Genomic DNA, 24,315 nt, shown 5'->3' on the forward strand with positions numbered 1-24,315 from the left:
TTGCCGGGTGTGGTTGGGTCGCTGGCTCGGCCGCCTTGTCCGGCTCGGGTGCCCGTTGTCGCCCGGCGTGGTCGGGTCGCCGGCTCGGTCGGCCTGTCCGGCTCGGGTGCGGTTGTTGCCGGGTGTGGTTGGGTCGCTTGCCCGGCCGCCCTGCCCGGCTCGGGTGCCGGTGCCGCCATGCCCGAGCCCCGCACCCGCCCTGGCCTGCCCGGAGCGCCGGCCCCAGCGCCGACCCCTCAGCACACTCCCTCAGCGCACCTCCTCGATGAACCTCCTCAATGAACCTCCGCCGCCACCTCAGTGCACCGCCGCCGACACGCAGAACTCGTTGCCCTCCGGGTCCGCGAGCACCGTCCACGCCAGGCCCGGCACCTCGTGCTCCGCCACCTCCTTCGCACCCAGCCCCACCAGCCGCTTCACCTCGGCCTCGCGATCTTCGCCGCCGAAGTCCACGTGCACCCGGTTCTTCCCGGCCCGCGGCTCCGGTACCCGCTGCAGCCCCACTCTCAGCCCGCCGGCCGGTGGCGGTGCCAGCACCACGAACTCGCCGTGGTCCTGCGCCACCTCCGTGCCCAGTGCCGCCGTCCAGAACTCCGCCATGACCTTCGGGTCCGCGCAGTCGATCGTGATCATGCCCATGTGGATCGCCATGCCCCCGACGCTAGCGGGCACCACCGACAAAACCGGGCCGCCGAGTAACCCGTTGGAGTCACGGCCGGGGTATTGACTACCCTGAGCGGGACTTTCACACCCGCCCGGCGCAGGGAGCCCCGCAGTGATCACCAGGACTTCGTCGTTGTTCCTTCGCACGTTGCGCGAGGATCCGGCGGACGCCGAGGTACCGAGCCACCGGCTCCTGGTACGCGCCGGCTACGTCCGCCGGGTCGCCCCGGGCGGGTACTCCTGGCTGCCCCTCGGCCTGCGCGTGCTGCGCCGCATCGAGGCCGTCGTGCGCGAGGAGATGAACGCCATCGGCGCGCAGGAGATCCAGTTCCCCGCGCTGCTGCCGAAGGAGCCCTACGAGGCCACCGGCCGCTGGACCGAGTACGGCGACGGCCTCTTCCGCCTCAAGGACCGCAAGGGCGCCGACTACCTGCTCGGCCCGACGCACGAGGAGCTGTTCGCCCTCACCGTCAAGGGCGAGTACAGCTCGTACCGCGACTACCCGGTCACGCTGTACCAGATCCAGACCAAGTACCGCGACGAAGCGCGCCCCCGCGCCGGCATCCTGCGCGGCCGCGAGTTCGTCATGAAGGACTCCTACTCCTTCGACCTCGACGACGACGGCCTCGCGCGCTCCTACCAGGCCCACCGCGACGCCTACACGAAGCTGTTCGACCGGCTCGGCCTCGAGTACGTCGTCGTGAAGGCGACGTCGGGTGCCATGGGCGGCTCGGCGTCCGAGGAGTTCCTCGCGGTCGCCGAGACGGGCGAAGACACCTACGTCCGCAGCACCGAGTCCGGCTACGCCGCGAACGTCGAAGCCGTCGTCACGCCCGCGCCGCCCGCCCAGCCCCTCGAGGGCCGCCCCGAGGCGCAGGTGCACCACACGCCGAACACGCCGACCATCGAAACGCTGGTCGACTTCCTGAACAAGGCCGACCTGGGCCGCACGTTCACCGCCGCGGACACGCTGAAGAACGTCATGCTCAAGACGCGCCGGCCGGGTTCGGACGAGTGGGAGCTCGTCTGCGTCGCCGTCCCGGGCGACCGCGAAGTGGACATGAAGCGCCTCGAAGCGTCGCTGGAGCCGGCCGAGGTCGCGCTGCTCGACGAGGCCGACTTCGCGAAGAACCCGTTCCTGGTCAAGGGCTACATCGGCCCGAAGGCGCTGCAGGACAACGGCGTGCGCTACCTCGCCGACCCGCGGATCGTCCCCGGCACCGCCTGGGTCACCGGGGCCGACAAGGTCGACCACCACGTCGTCGACCTGCTGGCCGGCCGCGACTTCACCCCGGACGGCACCGTCGAGGCCGCCGAGGTTCGCGAAGGCGACGCGTCGCCGGACGGGCACGGCACCCTGGTCGCCGCGCGCGGCATCGAGATCGGGCACATCTTCCAGCTCGGCCGCAAGTACACCGACGCCTTCGAGGTCGACGCGCTCGGCCCGGACTCGAAGCCGATCCGGATCACCATGGGGTCCTACGGCGTCGGCGTCTCGCGGCTGGTCGGCGTGCTCGCCGAGCAGAACCACGACGACCTCGGCCTGATCTGGCCGCGGGTGGTGTCGCCGTTCGACGTGCACATCGTCATCGCGGGCAAGGACGAGACGGTCGCGGCCGGCGCCGAGAAGATCGCCGCCGAGCTGGACGCGGCCGGCGTCGAGGTCATCCTCGACGACCGCAAGGCGACCCCGGGCGTCAAGTTCGCCGACGCCGAGCTGGTCGGCGTGCCGACCATCCTGGTGGTCGGGCGCGGCCTGGCCAACGGCGTCGTCGAGGTCAAGGACCGGCGCACGGGCGAGCGCGAGGAGATCGCGGTCGACGCCGTCGTCGAGCACCTGGTCAAGCTCGTCCGGAGCTGACATGAGCCGGCGTTCCGAGGATGCGACGCCGGGCTATGAGGACAACGCGGCGCTTCGCGGGTTTGGCGGTTACGAACCCGCGGACGCGCCGCGCGCTCAGCCGAAGCGCATCCGCCCGAAGCTGAAGCCGCTGAAGTGGCGGCGGGCGCCGTGGTTCGGCCTGGTGTTCATCGCCCTGGTCGCGGGCGTGCTGAACGCGCTCGGCGTCGGCAAGCAGCACCCGGCGTCGTCTTCGCCGCCACCCGCGCCGCTCGTGGTGACGCCGTCGCCGCGCGCGGCGGTGCCGGTGGTGGTCGAGGGCTGGCAGTCCGTCGCGGGTCGCGACGGCTCGTACGCCTACGACGTCCCGCCGAACTGGGAGCCGGCGCCCGGCACGCAGCACGGCTGGGCGGGGATCAGGCTGATCACGAGCGCGTTCCTGGGCAAGGACTCGTGCGGTACCGGCGAAGCCGGCGGCGCGGGGGTCGCGACCGAACCACTGGAAGACATCGACGCGGCCGCGCGCAAGGCCGCGGCGGACGTGGCATCGGGTGCCTACGGCGGAACACCGCAGGTGAGCACGAGCGTGAACGCGCAGGTCGCGAAGGCCGACGGCACCACGGTCGCGGCCCGGGTCGTGGTCGCCGAAGTGGCGGGCACGCACACGGGCGGATGCGCGACCAAGCACGCGCTGGTGGTGGCGATGGGCTTCGGCGACGGCTCGGGCGCGTCGGGGGTGGTGGTGGCGTACGCGGACACCGACCGGGCGGGACCTTCGGTGCGCGAGGACCTGGAGCGGATCGTGCGCAGCTTCCGGTTCGTCCCGGCGAAGGACCGCGGCACGACCACTCCGCCGCCCACCACCTTCCGCTGAGCACCGGACCGGTCGGGGAAACCCCGGTCCGGCGCTCAGCTCGGCGAGCGCGGAACCAGGCTCACCGGGCCCGTTCCGGTGCTGCCGCGCCCTCGCCGGCCAAGCCGAAGCCGATGACGCGGTCGGGGTGGATGCGGATCAGTTCGGGCGAGAATCCCGGCCGGAGCGGTTCGGCGCCGGTGATCGTTTCCGCGCGCCCCCGGATTTCCAGGCAGCGCACGCGCCACGGCTGGTAGGAGGCGATGTCGTCGACGACGAAGGCCACCTGGTCGTTGCCGGCCAGGTTGCGGAACTTGCGACTCGCACCCAGGCTGTGCCCGCCGATGTCGATGGTGCCGAGTTCGGCGTTGTAGCGGAAGGTGACCGGGTTGTTCTGGGGAGCGCCATGCCGGTCCACTGTGGCCAGCCGCCCCAAGGTCTGGCTGGTGAGGTACCCGACGTGTTCCGGGGTGAGCGTCATCGCTGATCTTCCTGTTCTTCCGGTCCGCCGAGGGCGCGCAGAATCCTCTGCAGGCCGTCGCGGTAGCGGTTCTCGAATTCGGGTTCGCCGGGGTGGACACCGAACAGCCGGTGGGTGATCTCGGCGAAGACGACGGGGGCGGCGACCGCGCCGAGCAGGACGAGCTGCAGGGTGGCCGGGTCGAGTTCGGGGTGGAGTTCCCCGTCTTCCTGACGGCGGCGCAGGCCGTCGGCGTCGGGGTGGTCGGTGCCGGTGCTCGCGTCGGGCGTGCCTTGTCCGGCGCCGGCGAGCCCTCGCCAGGCCAGCAGCCGCATCGGCCGCGGGTCGCTCAACGCGTCGTGCAGGTAGCGCGCCAGGCTCTCGCTCAGCGGCAGATCGGGTTCGGCGAACCCGTCGCGGCGGTGCAGCCAAGCGCGTTGCACCGCCCGGTACAGGTCCTCCTTGCCGCCGAAGTGGTAGGCGATGAGGTCCTTGCTGACCCCGGCCCGCTCGGCGATGTCCCGTACCCGCGCCCCGGCGAAGCCCTTTTCGGAGAACTCCTGCAATGCCGCCTCGAGCAACGCTGCCCGGGTGCGCTCCCCATCGACCAGTCGCTCCTCCGGCGCGGGGGCACGCCGCCGGGTCGAGCCACCTGCACTCATAGACGAGAGTATAACCATGCTAGACAACTGTCTGACAAGGATCGACCATTGTCGAGGACGTCGGCGACCGAGCTGCCGGTGCCGGGCAGGCACCTACCGCCGATCGCCGGAATTCGGCAGGCTGTGTCCCCATGACGGGTGGGGATGCGGAGAGACGGCTCCGGCGGATCAGAGGTGTCGCGTTCGGGGTGCTGGCCATTTCCGGCGTGCTGCTCCTCTTCGGACCGTTGCTGGCCAAGGCCTGGAGCTGGCTGGTCGAGCCGCGGGATCCGGACTGGTGGGGCGCTTCCGGCCAGTGGGTCGGCGGCATCGGCACGATCGGCGCCGTCGTGGTGGCGCTGTGGATCGCCATCCGGGACGGCCGGATCGCGCAGGCGGACCGGCGGGAACGGGACCTGCGCGAACGGCAGGAACAGGCCGCGAAGGTCACCGCCTGGATCGAGTACGCCGGTGACCACGGCTACATGGTCGTCTCCAACGCGAACGCCGAAGCGGTCAACCACGTCGTCGTCTCGTTCGACCTCGTGCACAACCTGCCGATGACCGGGTCGACGCTGCACCGCGGGCCGGACATCGAGGACGACGAATACCTCTACGCGATCCTGCCGCCCGGGAAGTGGCGGATGCCGATCCGCGAGGAGTGGCAGCGGCCGGGCATGACGCCCGGGGTGATGCTCGCCTTCACCGACTCGCGGAACGGCCACTGGCTCCGCCTGACCGACGGGCGGCTGATCCCGAAGGACCAGAACGTGGTCACCCGGCGGAAGATCCGGTTCCCGCAGCGGATCAGCGTGCCCGAGAGCTACTGACCAGCTTCGCCAGCTGCCGCAGCCGGACGTCCGGCAGGTAGGCGCGGCCGAGCGCCAGGCCGATGCGCGGGAGATCGGCTTCGTCGCGGAACGCCAGGTACAGCGGGACGTGCCGGGGCTGGAACTTCGCCTTGAACGCGTGCAGGGAACGGAATCCGTAGTACGGCTCCATCACGCGGCCCAGCGACTCCAGTGCCCGGTCCACCGGGCGCGCCGGGGACCCGTCGCCGCTGCGGGCCAGGGGAGCGCCCGAGAGCGAGACGAACCGGGCGCCTTCGTCGCGGAACGCCAGGCAGGCCGAGGCGATGAGGAACTCCATCACCGGGCGGAAGCCGTGGGCGCTGCGGCGCATGATGTCCAGCGTCCAGCCGCCGATCTTGCCGGCGCCGGTGTGGACCGGCAGCCACGACGTCACGCCGTGGACCGTGCCCTCCGCGTCGACCGCCAGGCCGACCCGGGTCGCCGGGTCCATCGCCTCGTCGAGACCGCCGAGGGTGAAGCCCATCTCCGGCATCGCCTTGCCGGACATCCACTCCTCCGACAGCGCCCGCACCTGGGCCAGGATCGGCTCGGGCTGGTCGGCCAGGCGGACCAGCCGGAACTCGATCTCCTGCTTGGCCGCCTTGTTCAGCGCCGAGCGGACGTCCTGCCACGCCTTGCCGCGGAACTCGAGGCCGTCGAGGTCGAGCACGTTGTCCTCGGCCACCTGGACGCTCTGCCAGCCCAGCTCGCGCGTCGCCGCGACGGTGGCTTCGGTCGCCGAGAACACGCACGGCACCAGCGCGGAGTTCTCGCACATCGCGGCGAACTCGGTGACCGTGGCCGCCGCGGTGCCGTCCGGGGCGATCGGGTCGCCGAGGGCGACCGCGACCCCCGCGTGGCGGCGGTAGGCGAGGTACGAGCGGCCGTCCGCCCGGACGAAGTAGGTGTTGCGCGGCCAGGTCGTCATCCACGACAGCGTGCTGCCGCCGTGGCGCCCCAGCAGGCTGCGGGCCAGCGCCGGTCCCGGACCCTGCGCGTGCCGCCGCAGCCGGCGCCGCGATGGCACGCGGAAAGCGTGCCGCGCGGCGATCAGGACGGCCAGCTCGACCGTCCACAGGAGATTGTCCACGAAGAACAGCGGCAGGCCGTCCATGTCGTAGTCGCCGCCGAAGACGTCGGCCAGGCCGATGAGCGTCGCGACGGCGAGCCCTTGCAGCGTCACGAAAGCCGACAGCCCGACCGCCCAGCGCCACGCGACGCGGCCGCCCTTGCGCAGCTCGTTGAGCATCGGCACCACCAGCAGCACCAGGACCGCGAGCTCCGGTGCCGACAGCGAAACGCCGTCGTCGGAGCCGAACGGGCCGTCGCCGGGCACCAGGAACATGACGATTTCGGCGATGGTGAGCAGCAGCAGGCCGGCCACGGCCAGCACCCGCCACTCGCGCAGGTTCGGCGCCGCCTGGGCGCCCGCCCGCCGCGCGCCGACCAGGCGCTTGCCGAGCGGAAGCGCCAGCAGCAGCGCGAAGAAGTGCACGAGATCGGCGAGCGTGCCGACGTAGACGATCGCGACCCCGGCGTACACGCAGAGCCCGGCCCGCAGCCGCAGCGCCCATGGCGGCCGCAGCGTCGCGGTGGCGATCGCCATCGCGGCGAGCGCGCCGCCGGAGAACCCGACGTCGAGGCTGCCCGCGACCCGCTCGGCCCACAGCCAGCCGGAGTTGCGGGACAGCGCGAGGAACTGGGTCGCGACGAGCACCGAGACCAGCTGGCCGCCGATGGTCACGGCCATCGCGCGCCGCGTCCCGAGCTTCCACTCGGCGAAGCCGGCGAAGAGCGCGAAGCTGCCGACCATCGGGAGGTAGTACCACGGGATGACGGCGAAGAACGGCCCGGTGAGCATGGTCCACCACCGGCCGGCCTCCAGCGACGGCAGCCCGTAGGCGACGAACGGGTAGGCCGCGCGGTCTTCGGCGGCGTTCCACAGCGCCCCGGTCGCGACGGCCAGCACCAGCATCGCGAGCGTGACACCGCTGGTGAACGGCAACCGCTGCCTGAGGATCGCCACCGTGCCCCGGATGCGTCCCCCTCCGGCGGGCTTGGCCGCCGCCCCTGCTTCAGTCATGGGGAGAGTCTGTCGAGTTCCCGACACAGCGGACATCGGGCAAGGGAACGAGATTTCCCCTAGGGGTGTCGTCCTTTCGGCTGAGGGATCGCCCCACCCCAGGAGGATGCGCGCTGGTCAGCGAGGCAGCCGAAGGGCCGGCGACGTGGAGGAATCTCCGGTCGTCGGCCCTTCGGTTCCGCGAGCCGATCCTGGTGCTGGCCCGGTTCGCGGACCTGCACTAACCGAGCTTTCGCCAGTTGCGCTTGAGAGACAGGGCAGCGTAGGCGAAGAGCACTGCCACCACCCCCGCCAGGACAATGGTCGGGACGTTCCGCCAGACCAGGGCCAACACGAGCAGGGTGATCAGCAGCATCCCGCCGATCAGCAGGAATATCGCGCCTGTCGCCTTACTCATCGTGGGTGCGTCTCCTCTTGTCCGGCTGATTCGTCACGTGCAGTTGAGGACCGTGTTGCTGATGGCGGTCACGGTGGCGACGGTCGACCCCACGGCCAGGCCGGCCGTGATACCGGCGGTGGCAGCGCTGGTGACGTAGGTGGCCGCCGTCCCCAGCAAGCCGATTATCGACGCGGCGCCGGCCTTGACGCACCCCGACGAGACCGTGCCGGTGGGGTCGGTGCGGTTGAGCGGGTCGCCTTGGCCGTATGCGTAGGTGTTGTACTCCTGTCCGGTGGGATCGGGTTGGGTGAAGCGGGCGTAGGCGGGGTTGTAGTGCCGGTACCCGGTGAGGTACTCGCTGCCGGCGAGCTGGAAGGTGCCGAGCCAGCGGAGCCGGTTGGCCGAGCCCGCCGGGCCGGTGATGCCGGTGTTGAACCCGTAGGGCGTGTAGGTGTAGCCGGCGGTCACCGCGCCGGTGTCGTCGACCAGGGCGAGGACACTGCCCTGGTAGTCGGTGATGGCGTTGTGGTGCTTGCCCGCGGCGTCGGTGAGGCCGGTGAGGGTGCCGTCGACGTCGTGGGCGTAGGTGGTGGTGGCGCCGTTGTCCACGGTCCGGGAAATGCCCAGTGCGGTGCGGGTGAAAACGTGCGTGACGTCGCTCGACCCGACCCGCTCGGTGATCGAAGCGGGCTGCGTCTGGTCCAGGGTGTCGTAACCGGCGGTGAACAGCGTGCCGGAACTCGACGTGACCGACGTCCGCTGGTTGGTGTCGCTGTAGTGGGCCTCGCCACCGGGGTTGGTGGTGGTGAGGTTGCCGGCGCCGTCGTAGCCGACGGTGATGGTGTCGATCTTGGTCATCTGGTTGGCGTCGTTGACGGTGTAGGTGCGGCCGTCGCCGGCGGTGAGGTTGCCGGCGTTGTCGTAGGCGTAGGTGCGGGTGCCGGCCTTGGTGAGCCTGCCGAAGCCGTCGTAGCTGTTGTCGGCGGTGCCGGTGGAATCGGTGCGGGACTGCACCTGGCCGGTGTCGCTGCCGTCGGGACGGGTGTAGCGGTAGCCGGTCGACAGCAGCGTCGTGCCGGCCGGGTTCTTGACCGTGAGGCTCGTCTGGCGCCCGGACTTGTCGAGGCCGATGGTCTGGGTGCTGCCGCCGGGCAGGGTGGCCGAGGTGCGGTGGTCGGCGTTGTCGTAGCCGTAGGTGGTGGTCGTGTTCGCCTGGTCCTTGACCGAGGTCAGCCGGTCGGCGGCGTCGTAGCCGTAGTAGGTCCAGCCGGTCGGGTCGTCGACCGCGGTGACGTTCCCGGCCCGGTCGTAGTGGTAGGTCGCGGTCTGGGCGGCGGTGCCTGCGGTGCGCACGACCCGGGTGAGCAGACGGCGTTCGTAGCTGTTGGTGAAGGCGGCCCCGGCGGTGCGGGCGGTGATGCGGTTGCCGGTCGGGTCGTAGGTGTAGGCGGCGAGCCCGGTGCCGTCGGCCTTGGCGACGGAGACGACGTGGTCGAGCTTGTCGTAGCCGTAGACCAGTTTGACGCCGTTGCCGTCGGTGACGCCGGCCACCCGTGAGAGCGAGTCGTAGGTGTAGGTGGTCGGTTTCAGCGGCAGCGGCGGGGTGAGCGTGGTCAGGTTTCCCGCGGTGTCGTAGCCGTAGCCGGTGACGTGCCCGTTGCCGTCGGTGGCGGTGGTGACCAGGCCGGTGGTGTAGGTGTACTTGGCGACGTCGGCGTTGAGCCCGTCGGAGTGCACCTTGGTGACGTTGCCCGCGTTGTCGTAGGTGTTGCTGACCTTGTTGCCGGAGAAATCGGCGATCGTGGTGGGCAGGTGGGGGTGGGCGGTGTCGGTGTAGCCGGCCGTCATCGACGCGCCGGTGGGGAGCTTGGCGCCCTTGAGGTTGTTGAGCGGGTCGTAGTCGTAGGTGATCGAGTTGCCGGTCGCGTCGGTCAGGGAGTTCACGTCACCGTGGGCCGACCAGCCCTGCGTCCGGGAGTGCCCGAGTGCGTCGGTGGCCTTGGTCTGGCGGCCGCCGCTGTCGAAGGTGTAGGTGCTCTTGTGCCCGTTCGGGTCGGTGACCGTCGTCGTGCCGGAGCCGTAGGCGTAGCCGGTGACACTGGCGACGCCGTCGTAGTTCGGCTCGGCCACCTGGGTCACGCGGCCGCCGGCGTCGTAGGACAGCGTGTAGACCCGCCCCAGCGTGGTGGTCAGCGTCGTGATCCGGCCGTCGGCGTCCAGCCCGAAGCTCATGCTGTCGCCGTTGCGGTTGGTGATCTTCGTGAGGTGACCGCTGCCGTCGTAGCCGTAGCCACCGGCCGTCAGGCCCGCCGGATCGGTGATCGTGGAGATGCGGCTGCCCGTGTAGGCGGCGGTCGTCACCCGGCCCTGGGTGTCGGTGATCGACGCCAGCGTGCCGTCGGAAGCGTTGTAGCGGTAGGTGATCGTGTGCCCGTTGCGGTCGGCTTCCGAGAACAGCCGCCCGTCCCCGGTGAACACCTTCGTTTCGCCCGAGCTGTCCTGCGAGAGCGCGTACTTGCCGTCCGGGAGCTTGGTCATCGTGGTGTGCATGCCGTCCGGCGGGGTGTAGCTGCCGTCGTCGTTCTTCGTGAACTCCGCGCAGTACCCGCTCGGGTCGTAGTACACGACCCGCCGGTCCGGGTCGGGGTAGATGACGAGCTTGACGTCCGGGCCGCCGGAGATCGTCCAGAACGTCCCGAACACCCCGCCCCGGGTGAGGTTGGCGCTGTTGTAGACGGCGTCGACCGACAGGTTCAGGCCGGTGCCCTTGACTGTCAGCGCCCGGTCGGTGATGAGCGCGTTGCCGCTGTAGCGGTTGACCAGCAACTCGGTGCGGTCCGAGATCGCGTACCGGTCCATCGCGAACCACGGCTGGGTGCCCGACTGGGTCGTGTCGCACACCAGCGACTGGACCGACGCCCCCGATCTCGGCGCCGGTCTCACCGGCACCTGGTCGGCCGTGACCCCGGTCGGCGTGCGGTTCACCTGCGCCGGCGGCGTCCACGAGACCGGCAGCGGCACACCGCCCTGGCCGGACCGCGGGGCGGCCGACGCGGTGGCCGGAACCGCGGCGATCAGTGCTCCGGCGGAAAATAACGTGATCGTGCGCAGCACAAAGTGCCGCAACGATTTCCGTTGCATAATAAGGTGAATCTCCCCTCGGAACCGATGGTCCCACCCCCTGGCGACACACTGCCGCCAGACCTTGCGAATTTATGACCATCGATCACGGGGCCGCGAGCCGGGAAGGTCCGGACCACTCGAACGTTCTAACGCCGACCGCGCGGATTGCTCCGGTCGGCGGATCGATCAGCCGAAGACCGCGCGCCGGACCGCCTCGGTGTCGGTCAGGTCGGGCAGCACGGTGTGCGCACCCTCGGCCAGCAGTTCCTCGGCGGAGTAGTGCCCGGTGGCCACGGCGACGGACACCGCGCCGTTGGCCACCGCGGCCCGGACGTCGTTCGGCGTGTCGCCGATGACGACCACGGCGTCGGGCCCGAATTCGGTGCCGTGCTTGGCCTCCGCCAGCCCGACCGCGTGCGGGACCAGGTCCGGGCGGTGCACCGAGAGCGTGCCGTAGCCGCCGATCTCCAGGTCGAGGTGCTCGTCGAGGCCGAAGGGGGCGAGCTTGTGCCGCGAGATCTCCGGGAGGTTGCCGGTGACGAGCGTCTGCACGACGTCCCCGCCGGCGGCGAACGCGCTCAGCGCCTCGGCCGCACCCGGCAGCGCGCGGGCGGTCTCCGCGAACGTGTGCCGGTGGCGCTCCGACTCCGCCACCAGGGCCTGGAACAGCGCCTGGACCGTCTCTTCCGCGGCTTCGAAGCCGTTCGCGGTGAGCAGGTCGGTCGTCGTCGCGCGTTCCGTGCGGCCGCCGAACACCGGGTGCACGCGCAGGGTCGCCCCGGTCGCGGCGGTGAACGCGGTCCCATACCAAGCGGCGCCCAGTTCGGAGAAGTCCACGAGCGTGTGGTCGATGTCCCAGAGCACCAGCCGCTTCTTCTCCATCCATGCCCCCGCCGCCACCCTCAACGGAGGCGCTTCGCGCCCAGTCTTTCCCATGAGTCCGAGGCTACCGGGCCCATTATTCAACGCTTGTTGACTTCCGGGCGGCCGGGTCGTACTTTGAGACGTAATTCAACAAGTGGCGAATAAGTGGAGGCAGTGATGACCCGTCCCGCAGGGGCGCTCGCCCTGGTCGCCGCCCTGGCCGGCGCGCTGGTGGCGGTGGTGCTCGGATTCCTCACCTTCGGCGCGCAGGCCACCGTCGCGCCCGACGGCGTCCCGGTCGCCGTCGCCGCACCGCCGGAGATCGCGCAGCGCATCGCCGCGCACGGCGGCGGCCAGCTCGCCTGGACCGTCGCGCCGCCGTCCGGGGCGCGGCAGCTGCTGGAAGACAAGAAGGTCTACGGCGTGCTCGAACTCGGGCCGGGACCGTCCGCGACCGTCGTGACGTCCGGCGCGGTCAACCCGGCGGGCACCCAGGTCGCGCAGCAGGCGCTGACCGGCGCCGCGACCGCGCTGGCCGGCCCGCCGAAGCAGGAGGTGCTGCACCCGGTGGGGCTCGCGGGCCGGGTCGCGCCGCTGGCCGCGAGCGCGCTGGCCTGGATCGGGGCGCTCGTCGCGGGACTCGCCTTGGTGCAGCTCGCGAGGCGAACCGGCCGGACGGTCGGGGCCGGCGCGCGGTTCCTGCAGGTCACCGGGGCCGGCGTGCTGATCACGGCGGTGGTGGCCGGGTTCTTCGCGCTGTGGGACTCGTCGCTGCCGTTGACCGCGGACGTGCTCGGCTTCGTCTTCCTCGCCGCCACGGCGTTCGCGGCGCTGCAGGCCGGGCTGCTGCGCCTGCTGGGCCTGCGCGCGATGGCCGTCCTCGCACCGCTGTACCTGGTCGCGCCCGCGGTGGCCGGCCAGGTGCCGGAGCTGCTGAACCCGGCCTACCGCGCGCTGCTGTGGTCGTGGACGCCGTTCCGGTTCTCGACCGAAGGCCTGCGGAGCCTGCTGCAGGGCGTGCCGGACGCGCCGGACGTGACGACCGCGCTGTGGGTGCTCGGCGCCCTGCTGGCCGCGGGCCTGGTGGTGACGCTGTGGCCGGCCCGCTCAGCCCGCCAGGAGGCTGAAGCGCACCTTGCGGACGGGGTTGTCGAGGTTGGTGTCCACTAGGCAGATCGACTGCCAGGTGCCCAGTGCCAGGACGCCGCCGAGCACCGGGACCGTCGCGTAGGGCGGCACCAGCGCCGGGAGCACGTGGTCACGGCCGTGACCCGGGCTCCCGTGCCGGTGCCGCCAGCGGCCGTCGCGGGGGAGGAGCTCGTCGAGCGCGGTCAGCAGGTCCTCGTCGCTGCCGGCGCCGGTTTCCAGGACGGCCAGCCCGGCGGTGGCGTGCGGGACCCAGACGTGCAGCAGCCCGTCGGTCGCGTCGGCGTCGCGCAGGAAGGCCTCGGCTTCGTGGGTGAGGTCGTGGACGACGGCTCCGGAGCCGGTGCGGACCTCGATCTCGGTGGAGTACATGCGGCCCAGCCTAGGCTCAGGATTCGAGGTAGCGCAGCACCGCGAGCACCCGGCGGTTGTCCCCTTCGGACGGTGACAGGCCGAGCTTGCCGAAGATCGACGTCACGTACTTCTCCACCGAGCCGGGCGAAAGGAACAGCCCCGACGCGATCGCGGAGTTCGACCGGCCTTCCGCCATCAGGCCGAGCACTTCGCGTTCCCGCGGGGTGAGCCCGCCGAGGGCGTCGGTCCGGCGCGTGGCCGAGAACAGCTGGCTGACGACTTCGGGGTCGAGGACGGTCTCGCCGTCCGCGACCCGGCGCAGTGCGTCGAGGAAGTCCGAAACCTCGGCGACGCGGTCCTTGAGCAGGTAGCCGACGCCGCCCGCGCGGTCGGCGAGCAGCTGGGCCGCGTATTTCGTCTCGACGTACTGGGAGAACAGCAGGATCGCGCAGCCCGGGAGCTCGCGGCGCAGCGCGATCGCCGCCCGCAGGCCCTCGTCGGTGTGCGTCGGCGGCATCCGGATGTCCACAATGGACACGTCGGGGGCGTGGTCGTCGACCGCTTCGTGGAGGGCGTCGGCGTCCTTCACCGCGGCGACGACCTCGTGGCCGCGGAAGGTCAGCAGCTCGACGAGACCCTGGCGCAGGATGGTGGAGTCCTCCGCGATGACGATCCGCATGCCGCGACCCTAGCGGGGCAGCGGCACCCGCGCGGAGACTTCGGTCGGCCCGCCCGGCGGGCTGCTGACGGTCAGCTCGCCGTCGACCGTCCGCAGCCGTTCGGCGACGCCGGCCAGCCCGCCGCCCGGCACGACCCGGGCGCCGCCGGGGCCGCTGTCACGCACGCGCAACCGCAGGAAGGCCCGGTCTTCGGTGACTTCGACCAGTGTCGTCCCGCCGTGCTTGGCGGCGTTGGTGAGCAGCTCGGCGGCGCTGAAGTAGACGATGGTTTCGAGTGACGGAGGCGGGCGGCGCGGCAGGTCCACCGCTACTCGGGCTTCGATCCCGGACGTCGCGACGAGGGTCGCGAGGGCGACGTCGAGGCCGGCGTCCAGTGCGGCCGGGTGGATGCCGCGGGCGAGGTCACGCAGCTCGGTGAGGGCCTGCTTGGCGTTGGCGTGCGCGGCGGTGACCAGCTCCTTGACCTGCGGGAGGTCGACGTCGGCGAGTTCGTCCTTGGCCAGGCCGAGCTTCATGGCCAGCGCGACGAGCTGGGCCTGGGCGCCGTCGTGGAGGTCGCGTTCGATCCGCCGCAGCCGCAGGGCGGCGTCCTCGACCGCGGTCGCGCGGCTCGCTTCGAGGTCGCGGACGCGTTCGGACAGCTCCCGTTCGCCGAGCAGCCCGACGACCAGCAGCCGGTCGAGGGCGACGAAGCCGTGCGTCACCCACGGCAACGCGACCAGCACGACCAGCCCGGACGCCGACCAGGCCAGCGCGCCCGGCCAGTGCTCGGCGCGGATGTCGAAGAAGGGCAGCTGCCGTTCGCCGAGGGGGAACCAGAAGAAGGAGTAGGTGGTGGCGGCGAAGCTGTAGAGGGTCGCGGCGAAGACGGTGAAGAGCCCGGCGACGCTCAGCGGCAGGCGCAGCAGCAGGTAGCCGGCCACCCGCCAGCCCGCGGGATCGCCGACGCGCGCCTTGACCCAGCTCCACAGGCCGGGCTTGAGTTCGGGCCGCCGCGGGGCGGGAACACTGACGCCGAGCAGCGCCTTCGCGAGCCTCCGGTGGGCGGCGCCGAGGCCACGGGCGTAGAAGAGCGCCCCGGCGAGCACGAGGAAGCCGAGCAGGACGGGCGTGAGCCAGAGGCCGAGCGCGAGAACGAGGAGGAAGCTGAACAGCGAGAAGGCGGTGAGCGGGGCGGCGAGCCAGAGCCAGAGGTACTCGGCCCGGAAGTCCCGCGTGGCGAGGGGGCCGAAGACGCGGCGCAGCGGGTGGGGTGGCTCGAGGGTGGTCACGGGGTTCAGTGTTGCCCGGGGCGGGGTGGCGGGCCCATCCGGTTTTCCCCCTATTGCGGCCCGGGGAAGGCCCCCGTTCGGCCGGGCCTCGACAGCCGGGGACGGCCTGCCGGTCGGCTGCCGTCGGGGAACGTCCCGTGCGGTGCGCCGCACAGCATCCGGCCGCGGGGGCGCCCCCCGTCTTCCACGCTACCGGCGGGCACCGACAGTTCCGCCACTCGAGCCGGCCCGCGTCGGACGAGTCATCCACAACTCGTGATACCCGTGGATGACTCGTCCAAGGCGCTGCTCACGGCGCGTCCGGGTCGTCCTCCCGGGCCCGCTGCGCGGCTTCCCGCATCTCGATCACGTCGGTGAGCCACTCACCCGTCTCCCGGGCGACGTCGCGGATGGCTCCCGTGATGATGCTCGCTATGTTGCCGACGTGCGTCGCCGCTGATTCGGTGATCACCTGCAGGGTGTCCTTCTCTCGTTCGAACTGGCCCACCATGTCACCCTCACGCTGCTCGGAGCTGCCGGTCGGGTTCCACGGTAGTCGGCGAAGGGGGCGTGGGCAGGGCCAGCTTCACGATCTTCTTCGCCACCGACCAGAGCTGCCTGCGCAGCGGGCCCGTGTGGTACGGCAGCCCGTACTTCTCGCAGATCTCGCGCACCTCGCCGGCGATCTGCGGGTAGCGGCGCGCCGGGATGTCCGGGAACAGGTGGTGCTCGATCTGGTGGGACAGGTTGCCGCTCAGGATGTGGAACAGGGGGCCGCCCGTGATGTTCGCCGAACCCAGGATCTGGCGGAGGTACCACTGGCCGCGCGATTCTTCGGAAGTCTCCTCTTCGGTGAAGCTCTCCACGTCCGCCGGGAAGTGGCCGCAGAAGATGATCGCGAACGCCCACAGGTTGCGGGTCAGGTTCGCCGTCGCGTTGCCGAGGAACGTCAGCGGCGCCAGCGGGCCGGTCAGGAGCGGGAACAGGACGTAGTCCTTGCCGACCTGCCGGGACGCCTTCCGCACGATCTTCCGCAGAACGGGCACGTTGTCCGCCCAGGTCCGCGTGCCCTTGACGACGTTCTCGACCTCGAGGTCGTGCAGCATCACGCCCCATTGGAAGAAGATCGCCAGCAGCGTCGCGTACACCGGGTTGCCCAGGTAGTACGGGTGCCACTTCTGGGCGGTGTCCATCCGCAGGATGCCGTAGCCGACGTCGCGGTCCTTGTCGACGATGTTCGTGTACGTGTGGTGGATGTAGTTGTGCGAGTGCCGCCAGTTCTCCGCCGGCGCCACCGTGTCCCACTCGAACCGCTGGGAGCTCAGCGCCGGGTCGCGCGTCCAGTCGTACTGGCCGTGCATGACGTTGTGGCCGATCTCCATGTTGTCCAGGATCTTGGCCAGCGACAGCGCGCCGACGCCGGCCAGCCACGCCGGCGGGAAGAACCCGGCGAACAGCAGCGCCCGCCCGGCGACCTCCAGGCCGCGCTGCTTCTTGATGATGTCGTGGATGTAGTCGACGTCCTCCTGGCCCAGGTCGTCGACGATCCGCTGCCGCAGCGCGTCGAGCTCGCGGCCGAACTCCTCGACCTGTTCCGGGGTCAGGCGGTCCTGCAGACCGGTCATGGCAGTCTCCTCTAAGCGTCGATCTCGACGTCCCCGACCGGGACGGAGATGCAGAGCTGGATTTCTTCGTCTTCGTCGCCGGAAACCTCGCCGGTGCGCGCGTTGCGGACGCGCCCGGCGGTCTTCAGCTGGGTGCAGGAGAAGCAGATGCCCATCCGGCAGCCGTGCTCGGGCGACAGCCCGGCTTCCTCGGCCTGCTCCAGCAACGGCTTCCCCGAGTTGGCGCACTCCCGGCCGCTGCGGCGGAACCGCACCCGGCCTTCGGCGTCCGCCGTGTCGAAGGTCAACGCCGGCGGCGTGAACTCTTCGGTGTGCACGCGTTCACCCAGCTGCTCCCGGACGGCGTCCATCAGCGGCTTCGGGCCGCAGACGAACGTCTCGGCGTCCCGGAACCACGGCGCGACCCGCTCCAGGTGCGCAAGCGCGAAGAACCCGTCCAGGTCACCACCCTTCGAGTGGGTGTAGGCGTGCACGACCCGCAGCCCGGGGTGCCGGGCGGCGAGCTCGGCCAGCTCGGTGCGGTACAGCGCGTCGGCCGGCCCGTTCGAGTAGTGCAGGAACACGATCTCGCCCGGGTGGTCCTCCGCGACCAGCGTGCGCGCCATGGCGAGCACCGGCGTGACGCCGCTGCCGCCGCTGATCAGCAGCACGCGGTCCGGGCGTTCCGCGGGCAGGGTGAAGCCACCGTCCGGAGTGGACAGGTTGACGACCGAGCCGACCCCGATCGCGCGGTTCAGGTGCCCGGAAACCAGGCCCTGCTCCTTGACCGTGAACTCCAGCTCGCCGTCGTACTGCGAACCGCACGGCGAATAGCAGCGGGTGCGCCGGACGCCGTCGATCTCCACCTGCAGGCGGACGTACTGGCCGGCGGTGAAGCCGGGCCACGCGCGGCTGGGCCGGACGGTGAGGGTGACGGTGTCCGGCGTCTGCTTGCGCACCGCCGTGACCAGCCCGCGGATCTCGCGGCGGACCAGCATCGGGTCGACGAGCTCCAGGTACCGGTCCATCCCGTGCGGCGTCAGCAGCGCCTCGGCCAGCGAGGCGAGGCCGCGCACCCGCCGGGGGATGAGCGCCGTCATCTCCGAACCTCCTCGGTTACAGTGAACGACTGTACACTCAATAGTGCACTGCAGGAGTGGACGCCCTGTCAACGCGAGACGCAGAGGATGTGACGTGAGCAACGCGGTGGACATCCGTACTCTGGAACCCGTGTCCGAACCACTGACGCCGGTGAGCCGCCAGGAACGCAAACTGCGCACGCGCCAGGCACTGCTGGACACCGCCCTCGAGCTGCTGGCCGACCGGCCGTTCGCCACGCTCTCCCTGCGCGAGGTCGCGAAGGGCGCCGGCATTGTCCCGACGGCCTTCTACCGGCACTTCGCCTCGATGGACGACCTCGGCGTCGCGCTCGTCGAAGAGGCGACGCGCACGCTGCGCGGGATGATCCGCTCCGCCCGCGCGGATCCGGAGACCTACCAGGGGATGATCAGCGCGTCGGTGGCGACGCTGCACCAATTCGTCCGGGCGCACGAGGACCATTTCCGGTTCCTCACCCGCGAGCGGTACGCCGGCGGCTCGCTCGCCGAGGCGATCGGCGTCGAACTGCGCCTGTTCTCCGGTGATCTCGCCATCGACCTCGCCCGGTTCCCGAAGCTGCGCGAATGGAGCACCGAAGACCTGCACATGCTGGCCGACTTGATCGTTTCCGTGATGCTGACGACCATTGTCGAACTGCTGGAGGCACGCCCAGGTCAGGACGCGAAAATCACCGGAACGGCGGAAAAACGGCTACGGCTGGTCCTGCTCGGCGTCCCGCACTGGAAAAGCAGCTGAACGTTTCCTCCCGGCCGCTCGTATCTTCTGGCACAACCGCGAGACTTGCGACCCACGTCACTGGGGACTGTCGGTCCGACGTGGTACAACCCTCGGATCGTGCCTCGCCGATGAGGAGGTCGTGTGACGGACAGCGAACAGAGTCAGCAGCTCACCGTGGGTGTGGTGGCCGAATCACGCCCCGGGGAGCGGCGGGTGGCCGTGGTGCCCAAGCTCGTCGGGCGGCTCGTGCAGCGCGGGCTGCGCGTCGTCGTCGAGCCGGGTGCCGGGTCCGGTGCCCATCTCAGTGACGACGCGTACACCCAGGCGGGCGCCGAGCTCGGCGACGCTTGGGGCGCCCCGATCGTCGTGAAGGTCAACCCGCCGTCGCCGGAGGAAGTCGCGAAACTGAGCCGGGGCGCCGTGCTCGTCGGTTTCCTCGATCCGCGCGGCAATCCGGAGGGGCTCACGAAGCTCGAAGAAGCGGGGTTGCGCGCTTTCGCGATGGAGGCGATCCCGCGGATCTCCCGGGCGCAGGCGATGGACGCGCTGTCGTCGCAGGCCAGCATCGGCGGCTACCGCGCGGTGCTGCTCGCCGCGCAGAAGCTCCCGCGGTTCTTCCCGATGCTCACCACCGCGGCCGGCACCGTCCCGCCGGCCAAGGTGCTGGTGCTCGGCGCCGGCGTCGCCGGCCTGCAGGCGCTCGCCACGGCGAAACGGCTCGGCGCGCAGACCACCGGCTACGACGTCCGGCCCGAGGTCGCCGAGCAGGTCAAGTCGCTCGGCGCGCAGTTCCTGGACCTCGGCATCGAGGCGGTCGGCGAAGGCGGCTACGCCCGCGAGCTGACGCCGGAGGAGCGCGAGGAGCAGCAGCGGCGGCTCACCGAAGCCATCACGAAGTTCGACGTCGTGATCACCACCGCGCTGGTCCCGGGCCGCAAGGCGCCGACGCTGGTCACCGCGGACGCCGTCAAGGGCATGCCCGCCGGGTCGGTCGTGGTCGACCTCGCCGGCGAGACCGGCGGCAACTGCGAGCTGACCAAGCCGGGCGAGGACGTCGTGGAGCACGACGTCACCATCTCCTCCCCGCTCAACCTGCCCGCCGAAATGCCTTCGCACGCCAGCGAGCTGTACGCGCGCAACGTCGTCGAGCTGCTGGAGCTGCTCGTGACGAAGGAAGGCGCGCTGGAGCTGAACTTCGAAGACGAGATCGTCGCCGGTGCCTGCGTGGCCGGGCGCGAAGGGAGCGCCTCGTGAGTCCTCTGGTGCAGAACCTGGCGGTGCTGGTGCTCGCCGGGTTCGTCGGCTTCGCCGTCATCTCGAAGGTGCCCAACACCCTGCACACGCCGCTGATGTCCGGCACGAACGCCATCCACGGCATCGTGCTGCTCGGCGGGCTGGTCGTGCTCGGCCTCGGCGTCGACGGCGTGTTCAACAAGATCCTGCTGGTGATCGCGATCGCCTTCGGCACGATCAACGTCGTCGGCGGGTTCCTGGTCACCGACCGGATGCTGTCGATGTTCAAGGCCAAGAAACCCGCTGCCGGTGAGGAGGACGAGAAGTGACCGACTTCATCGCGATCCTCTACATCGTCGCGTTCGCCCTCTTCATCTACGGCCTGATGGGCCTCACCGGCCCGCGCACCGCGGTCCGCGGCAACTGGATCGCCGCGGCCGGCATGGGCATCGCCGTCGTCGCCACCCTGCTCACCCCCGGGATGGGCAACTGGGTGCTGATCGCGCTCGGCGTCGGGATCGGCGTGGTCGTCGGCGTCCCGTCGGCGCGCAAGGTCAAGATGACCGCGATGCCGCAGATGGTGGCGCTGTTCAACGGCGTGGGCGGCGGCGCGGTCGCGCTCATCGCCTGGGTCGAGTTCAACCACACCGACGGCTACGCGCACGAGCCGCTCTACATCTCGATCGCGTCCCTGTTCGCCGCGATCATCGGCTCGATCTCGTTCTGGGGCTCGAACGTCGCGTTCGGCAAGCTCCAGGAGCTGATCAGCGGCCGCCCGATCACCCTCGGCAAGCTGCAGCAGCCGGTCAACTTGCTGCTCCTGGCGATCGCCGTCGTCTGCGCGGTGCTCATCATCACCGGCGGCGACAGCGAGCTGCTGATCATCGGGCTGCTCGTCGCGGCGGGCATCCTCGGCCTCACCGTCGTGCTGCCGATCGGCGGCGCGGACATGCCGGTGGTGATCTCGCTGCTCAACGCGTTCACCGGGCTCTCGGCGGCGGCGATGGGCCTGGCGCTGGACAACACCGCGCTGATCGTGGCGGGCATGATCGTCGGCGCGTCCGGTTCGATCCTGACCAACCTGATGGCCAAGGCGATGAACCGGTCCATCCCGGCGATCGTCGCGGGCGGCTTCGGCGGCGGGCCGGCGGTCGCGGCCGGCGGCGGGACGAAGGAAGCCCGGCCGGTGCGCTCCACCAGCGCGGCCGACACGGCGATCCAGATGGCGTACGCGAGCAAGGTCGTCGTGGTTCCCGGGTACGGCATGGCCGTGGCCCAGGCGCAGCACACCGTTCGCGAGATGGCGAAGCTGCTGGAGAAGAAGGGCATCCAGGTCGCCTACGCGATCCACCCGGTCGCCGGCCGGATGCCGGGGCACATGAACGTGCTGCTCGCCGAGGCCGACGTGCCGTACGAGCAGCTCAAGGAGATGGACGAGATCAACTCCGAGTTCGCCCAGACCGACGTCGCGCTGGTGATCGGCGCGAACGACGTCACGAACCCGGCCGCGCAGACCGACCCGAGCTCGCCGATCTACGGGATGCCGATCCTCAAGGTCAACGAGAGCCGGTCCGTGATCGTCTTGAAACGCAGTATGAGCTCGGGCTTCGCGGGCATCGACAACGACCTGTTCTACGATCCGAAGACCAGCATGCTCTTCGGGGACGCCAAGTCGTCGGTGGGCGAGATCGTGGAGGAACTCAAGGCGCTATGACGACCGGGTCGGATGTGCGTGCAGCGTTCACGGATCCGGCCGAGAACCTCGCTTTCGACGAAGCGCTCCTCCGGGTTGCGCCCGAGTCACCGGTGCTGTGGCTCTGGCGCAACCCGGTTTGCGTCGTGGTGGGCCGCGGGCAGCGGATCGCGCGCGAGGTGCGCGTCGAGGAGTGCGCCCGCGACGGCGTCCCGGTGCTGCGCCGGGCCAGCGGCGGCGGCACGGTGTTCCACGACCCCGGGAACCTGAACGTGACTTTGGTCCTGCCCGGCCCGGCGGACCGGCCGCTGGAGGCACTCGGCCAGGTGATGAGCGCCGCGGTCGACCAGCTCGGCCTGGTGCCGCGGATCGGCGACCGCGGGCTGTTCGTCGGCGACGCGAAGCTGTGCGGCTTCGCCGTGTTCCGCACCAAGACCGGCCTGCTGGCGCACTCGACGCTGCTGGTCGAGACGTCGGCCGGCCTGGTCGGCCGCTACCTGACCAGCGCACCGCCGGACCCGCGGCCGCTCGACTCGCACCGCAGCCCGGTGGCGTCGCTGGCCGAGCACGGCCTGCGGCCCGGGTTCCCGGCGGTCGAGGCCGCGGTGCGCGCGGCGGCGTCGCAGCTGCTCGGGACGCTCGTGCCCCGCCCGCCGTCGGCGGCCGAGCTGGCGCGGCAGCGGGCGTTGCTGCACACCCGCTACCGCTACCCGTCCTGGCACGCCGACGGCGCGCAGCGCGCGGCCTGAGCCGTCTACTGTGGACTTACTCGGCCGCGGAGAACGTGACGGTCGGCACCTTGCGCGCGGCCGCGCGGGGGGTGGCCTTCGGCTCGGCGGGCTTCTTGGCGCGGGTGGCGGTCTTCACGGGCTCGGTCTTCGCGGGCTCGGCTTTCGCGCGAGCCGGCTTCGCCGGTTCGGGCTTGGCCGTGGTGGCCTTCGCTTTGGCGGGCGCAGCCTTGCTGGCCACGGCTTTCGCGGGCATGGCCGTTCTGGCGGCCGCCTTCGCCGGGGTCTTCTTCGCGCCGGGGACGATCCGCGGCCGGTTCTTGCGGCCACCGGTGCGGCGGCCGGCGTCGGCGTAGCGCTGCAGGAACCCGCGCAGCGCCTCGGCGTTGGCGAAGGAGAGGTCGATGTCGTAGTCGATGCCGTCCAGCCCGAACCCGACGGTCTCCGCCGCGGGATCGCCGGTCAGATCATCCAGCACCTGCACAGCCGTGTTCTTGGCCACGACAAACCTCCCGTGCTCGAACGTGTGATGTGTTCGCGCGCACCGGGCCCGACGGCATCCGGTGCCGCCGACAACTTGCAGCTTCCCGACGGAGGATAGCCGTTGGCTTGCGTGATCCCGCGTGGTGGTGTGCGCTGAAGCCATGGCTGGAGAGACTTTTGACGTAGTGGTGATCGGCGCGGGTCCGGTGGGGGAGGTGGCCGCCGAGCGGGCGGCCCGCGGAGGCCTGAAGGTCGCCCTCGTCGAGCACGAACGCTTCGGCGGCGAGTGCTCCTACTGGGCCTGCATCCCGAGCAAGGCGTTGCTGCGGCCGGGAAACCTGCTCGCCGCCGCCAAGCGGGTGCCCGGCGTGCCGGTCGGCGACCGGATCGACCCCGCGGCGGTGTTCGCGCGCCGTGACTGGTTCACCGGCAAGGGCGACGACTCGGGGCAGGTCGACTGGGCGCGCGGCGTGGGCATCGAACCGGTTCGCGGGCACGGGGAAATCACCGGGGAGCGGGAAGTGACCGTCGGCGGCGACCGGGTGCTGACCGCGCGGCACGCGGTGATCGTGTGCACCGGCAGCGTCCCCAGCACGCCGAAGATCCCCGGGCTCGACGCGATCCGGCCGTGGGGTTCGCGGGAAGCGACGTCGGCGTCTTCGGTGCCGGCCAGGCTCGGCGTCCTCGGCGGTGGCGTGGTCGGCGTCGAGATGGCGCAGGCGTTCGCTTCGCTCGGCTCGGAGGTCCACCTGGTGATCACCGGCGAGCGGCCGCTGCCGCGCAACGCCGCGTTCGCCGGCGACCTCGTCCTGCACGGGCTGCGCGAGGCGGGCGTCTTCGTGCACACGGAATCGGGTGTGTCGCAGGTGGCCGCGGGGCAGTTCGGGACCGAGCTGACGCTGAAGGACGGTTCGACGCTGGTCGTCGACGAGTTCCTGGTGGCGACCGGCCGCCGTCCGGCGACCGCCGGGCTCGAGCGCTTCGGCATCGAGCCCGGGCAGCCGCTGGAGACCGACGACACCGGCCGCGTGTCCGCAGTGGACGGTGGCTGGCTGTTCGCGGCCGGCGACGTCACCGGCCGGGCGCCGCTGACCCACCAGGGCAAGTACGGCGCCCGCGCGGCGGGCGACACGGTGGCGGCGCTGGCCGCGGGGACCCCGGTGCCGGCTTCGCCGTGGAGCCGGTTCACCGCGACGGCCGACCACCACGCGGTGCCGCAGGTGGTGTTCACCGACCCGGAGGTGGCGGCGGTCGGCCTGGCGGACGCGCGGCCGGGCTCGGCGGACCGCGTCGTCGACATCGACATCGCGGTGGCGGGCTCGTCGCTGCACGCGGACGGCTACACGGGCAAGGCCCGGATGGTCGTCGACACGGAGCGGAACGTGCTCCTGGGCGTGACGTTCGTCGGCCAGGACGTCTCGGAGCTGCTGCATTCGGCGACGATCGCGATCGTGGGCGAGGTACCGCTGGACCGGCTGTGGCACGCGGTGCCGTCGTTCCCGACGATCAGCGAGGTGTGGCTGCGGCTGCTGGAGGCGTACGGGCTCTGAG

General features: G+C 71.1%; 25 protein-coding genes. 11 read left to right on the plus strand and 14 right to left on the minus strand.

Translation table 11 applies throughout. The annotated features are described in order from the left end of the window. Window positions 1-297: 297 nt before the first annotated feature. Window positions 298-651, minus strand: coding sequence for a VOC family protein (locus tag ACWEGE_RS28115; protein WP_449663445.1), 354 nt, complete (start codon window positions 649-651; stop codon window positions 298-300). 124 nt (window positions 652-775) lie between these two features. Here ACWEGE_RS28115 and ACWEGE_RS28120 point away from each other — a divergent pair, with 124 nt between their 5' ends. Together ACWEGE_RS28120 and ACWEGE_RS28125 are read left to right on the plus strand one after the other, a co-directional pair. Then, the gene (locus tag ACWEGE_RS28120; protein ID WP_449663446.1) at window positions 776-2,524 is read left to right on the plus strand and encodes a proline--tRNA ligase; all 1,749 of its coding nucleotides are present in this window, start codon (window positions 776-778) and stop codon (window positions 2,522-2,524) included. Between the two features lies 1 nt (window position 2,525). Next, window positions 2,526-3,377, plus strand: coding sequence for a hypothetical protein (locus ACWEGE_RS28125; protein ID WP_449663447.1), 852 nt, complete (start codon window positions 2,526-2,528; stop codon window positions 3,375-3,377). A gap of 61 nt (window positions 3,378-3,438) precedes the next feature. Here ACWEGE_RS28125 and ACWEGE_RS28130 read toward each other — a convergent pair whose 3' ends face one another. Further along, window positions 3,439-3,837, minus strand: coding sequence for a PPOX class F420-dependent oxidoreductase (locus tag ACWEGE_RS28130; RefSeq protein ID WP_449663448.1), 399 nt, complete (start codon window positions 3,835-3,837; stop codon window positions 3,439-3,441). Beyond that, window positions 3,834-4,478, minus strand: a complete 645-nt coding sequence (locus ACWEGE_RS28135; protein ID WP_449663449.1) for a TetR/AcrR family transcriptional regulator — start codon at window positions 4,476-4,478, stop codon at window positions 3,834-3,836. The genes ACWEGE_RS28130 and ACWEGE_RS28135 overlap by 4 nt, the downstream gene beginning before the upstream one ends. Window positions 4,479-4,609: 131 nt before the next feature. On the opposite strand from ACWEGE_RS28135, the gene ACWEGE_RS28140 reads away from it, so the two are divergent. Then, complete coding sequence (locus ACWEGE_RS28140) at window positions 4,610-5,287, plus strand: hypothetical protein (protein ID WP_449663450.1); 678 nt, start codon at window positions 4,610-4,612, stop codon at window positions 5,285-5,287. Here the strand turns inward: ACWEGE_RS28140 and ACWEGE_RS28145 are convergent. The 3 genes from ACWEGE_RS28145 to ACWEGE_RS28155 form a co-directional block, all read right to left on the minus strand. Continuing rightward, complete coding sequence (locus tag ACWEGE_RS28145) at window positions 5,265-7,391, minus strand: bifunctional lysylphosphatidylglycerol flippase/synthetase MprF (RefSeq protein ID WP_449663451.1); 2,127 nt, start codon at window positions 7,389-7,391, stop codon at window positions 5,265-5,267. The genes ACWEGE_RS28140 and ACWEGE_RS28145 overlap by 23 nt on opposite strands. Window positions 7,392-7,611: 220 nt before the next feature. Further along, entirely contained in the window at window positions 7,612-7,788 is a 177-nt protein-coding gene (locus ACWEGE_RS28150; protein WP_449663452.1) for a hypothetical protein, read from the minus strand. A 33-nt stretch (window positions 7,789-7,821) separates the two neighbouring features. Then, window positions 7,822-10,671 (minus strand): RHS repeat-associated core domain-containing protein, encoded by a 2,850-nt coding sequence (locus ACWEGE_RS28155; protein WP_449663453.1) that lies wholly within the window; start codon window positions 10,669-10,671, stop codon window positions 7,822-7,824. Between ACWEGE_RS28155 and ACWEGE_RS28160 the strand changes: the two genes are divergently transcribed. After that, a complete protein-coding gene (locus tag ACWEGE_RS28160) occupies window positions 10,646-10,921 on the plus strand; it encodes a hypothetical protein (protein WP_449663454.1) in 276 nt (91 codons plus the stop codon). The two genes, ACWEGE_RS28155 and ACWEGE_RS28160, sit on opposite strands and share 26 nt — an antisense overlap. 158 nt (window positions 10,922-11,079) lie before the next feature. Here the strand turns inward: ACWEGE_RS28160 and ACWEGE_RS28165 are convergent, their stop codons facing one another. After that, window positions 11,080-11,775, minus strand: coding sequence for an HAD family hydrolase (locus ACWEGE_RS28165; RefSeq protein WP_449663455.1), 696 nt, complete (start codon window positions 11,773-11,775; stop codon window positions 11,080-11,082). Between the two features lie 159 nt (window positions 11,776-11,934). On the opposite strand from ACWEGE_RS28165, the gene ACWEGE_RS28170 reads away from it, so the two are divergent. Next, complete coding sequence (locus ACWEGE_RS28170; RefSeq protein ID WP_449663456.1) at window positions 11,935-12,927, plus strand: ABC transporter permease; 993 nt, start codon at window positions 11,935-11,937, stop codon at window positions 12,925-12,927. Here the strand turns inward: ACWEGE_RS28170 and ACWEGE_RS28175 are convergent. From ACWEGE_RS28175 to ACWEGE_RS28200, 6 genes are all read right to left on the minus strand, one after another. After that, a complete protein-coding gene (locus ACWEGE_RS28175) occupies window positions 12,865-13,275 on the minus strand; it encodes a secondary thiamine-phosphate synthase enzyme YjbQ (protein ID WP_449663457.1) in 411 nt (136 codons plus the stop codon). The two genes, ACWEGE_RS28170 and ACWEGE_RS28175, sit on opposite strands and share 63 nt — an antisense overlap. Window positions 13,276-13,291: 16 nt before the next feature. Further along, window positions 13,292-13,936 carry a response regulator gene (locus tag ACWEGE_RS28180; RefSeq protein WP_449663458.1) on the minus strand — a complete coding sequence of 215 codons (645 nt, stop codon included), beginning with the start codon at window positions 13,934-13,936 and terminating at the stop codon, window positions 13,292-13,294. A 9-nt stretch (window positions 13,937-13,945) separates the two neighbouring features. Beyond that, on the minus strand, window positions 13,946-15,208 hold the full coding sequence (locus tag ACWEGE_RS28185; RefSeq protein ID WP_449663459.1) for a sensor histidine kinase: 1,263 nt from the start codon (window positions 15,206-15,208) through the stop codon (window positions 13,946-13,948). Window positions 15,209-15,497: 289 nt separating this feature from the next. Further along, window positions 15,498-15,698 (minus strand): hypothetical protein, encoded by a 201-nt coding sequence (locus ACWEGE_RS28190; RefSeq protein WP_449663460.1) that lies wholly within the window; start codon window positions 15,696-15,698, stop codon window positions 15,498-15,500. A gap of 7 nt (window positions 15,699-15,705) precedes the next feature. Next, window positions 15,706-16,812 carry a fatty acid desaturase family protein gene (locus ACWEGE_RS28195; protein ID WP_449663461.1) on the minus strand — a complete coding sequence of 369 codons (1,107 nt, stop codon included), beginning with the start codon at window positions 16,810-16,812 and terminating at the stop codon, window positions 15,706-15,708. An 11-nt stretch (window positions 16,813-16,823) separates the two neighbouring features. Next, window positions 16,824-17,891, minus strand: a complete 1,068-nt coding sequence (locus ACWEGE_RS28200; RefSeq protein WP_449663462.1) for a ferredoxin reductase — start codon at window positions 17,889-17,891, stop codon at window positions 16,824-16,826. A gap of 94 nt (window positions 17,892-17,985) precedes the next feature. Between ACWEGE_RS28200 and ACWEGE_RS28205 the strand changes: the two genes are divergently transcribed. The 5 genes from ACWEGE_RS28205 (at window position 17,986) to ACWEGE_RS28225 (ending at window position 22,302) form a co-directional block, all read left to right on the plus strand. Further along, window positions 17,986-18,645: a TetR family transcriptional regulator gene (locus ACWEGE_RS28205; RefSeq protein ID WP_449663463.1), complete on the plus strand. Its 660-nt coding sequence runs from the start codon at window positions 17,986-17,988 to the stop codon at window positions 18,643-18,645. 123 nt (window positions 18,646-18,768) lie between these two features. Continuing rightward, complete coding sequence (locus tag ACWEGE_RS28210; protein ID WP_449663464.1) at window positions 18,769-19,881, plus strand: Re/Si-specific NAD(P)(+) transhydrogenase subunit alpha; 1,113 nt, start codon at window positions 18,769-18,771, stop codon at window positions 19,879-19,881. Between the two features lie 5 nt (window positions 19,882-19,886). Further along, window positions 19,887-20,189, plus strand: coding sequence for an NAD(P) transhydrogenase subunit alpha (locus ACWEGE_RS28215; RefSeq protein WP_013223978.1), 303 nt, complete (start codon window positions 19,887-19,889; stop codon window positions 20,187-20,189). After that, window positions 20,186-21,574 carry an NAD(P)(+) transhydrogenase (Re/Si-specific) subunit beta gene (locus ACWEGE_RS28220; RefSeq protein ID WP_449663465.1) on the plus strand — a complete coding sequence of 463 codons (1,389 nt, stop codon included), beginning with the start codon at window positions 20,186-20,188 and terminating at the stop codon, window positions 21,572-21,574. The genes ACWEGE_RS28215 and ACWEGE_RS28220 overlap by 4 nt, the downstream gene beginning before the upstream one ends. Continuing rightward, a complete protein-coding gene (locus ACWEGE_RS28225; protein ID WP_449663466.1) occupies window positions 21,571-22,302 on the plus strand; it encodes a lipoate--protein ligase family protein in 732 nt (243 codons plus the stop codon). The genes ACWEGE_RS28220 and ACWEGE_RS28225 overlap by 4 nt, the downstream gene beginning before the upstream one ends. Before the next feature lie 16 nt (window positions 22,303-22,318). On the opposite strand, the gene ACWEGE_RS28230 is transcribed toward ACWEGE_RS28225, so the two are convergent. Then, window positions 22,319-22,783 (minus strand): Lsr2 dimerization domain-containing protein, encoded by a 465-nt coding sequence (locus ACWEGE_RS28230; RefSeq protein ID WP_449663467.1) that lies wholly within the window; start codon window positions 22,781-22,783, stop codon window positions 22,319-22,321. A gap of 142 nt (window positions 22,784-22,925) precedes the next feature. Between ACWEGE_RS28230 and ACWEGE_RS28235 the strand changes: the two genes are divergently transcribed. Beyond that, complete coding sequence (locus ACWEGE_RS28235) at window positions 22,926-24,314, plus strand: dihydrolipoyl dehydrogenase family protein (RefSeq protein WP_449663468.1); 1,389 nt, start codon at window positions 22,926-22,928, stop codon at window positions 24,312-24,314. Window position 24,315 lies beyond the last annotated feature (1 nt).

The sequence above is a fragment of the Amycolatopsis sp. NPDC004747 genome (assembly GCF_053601335.1).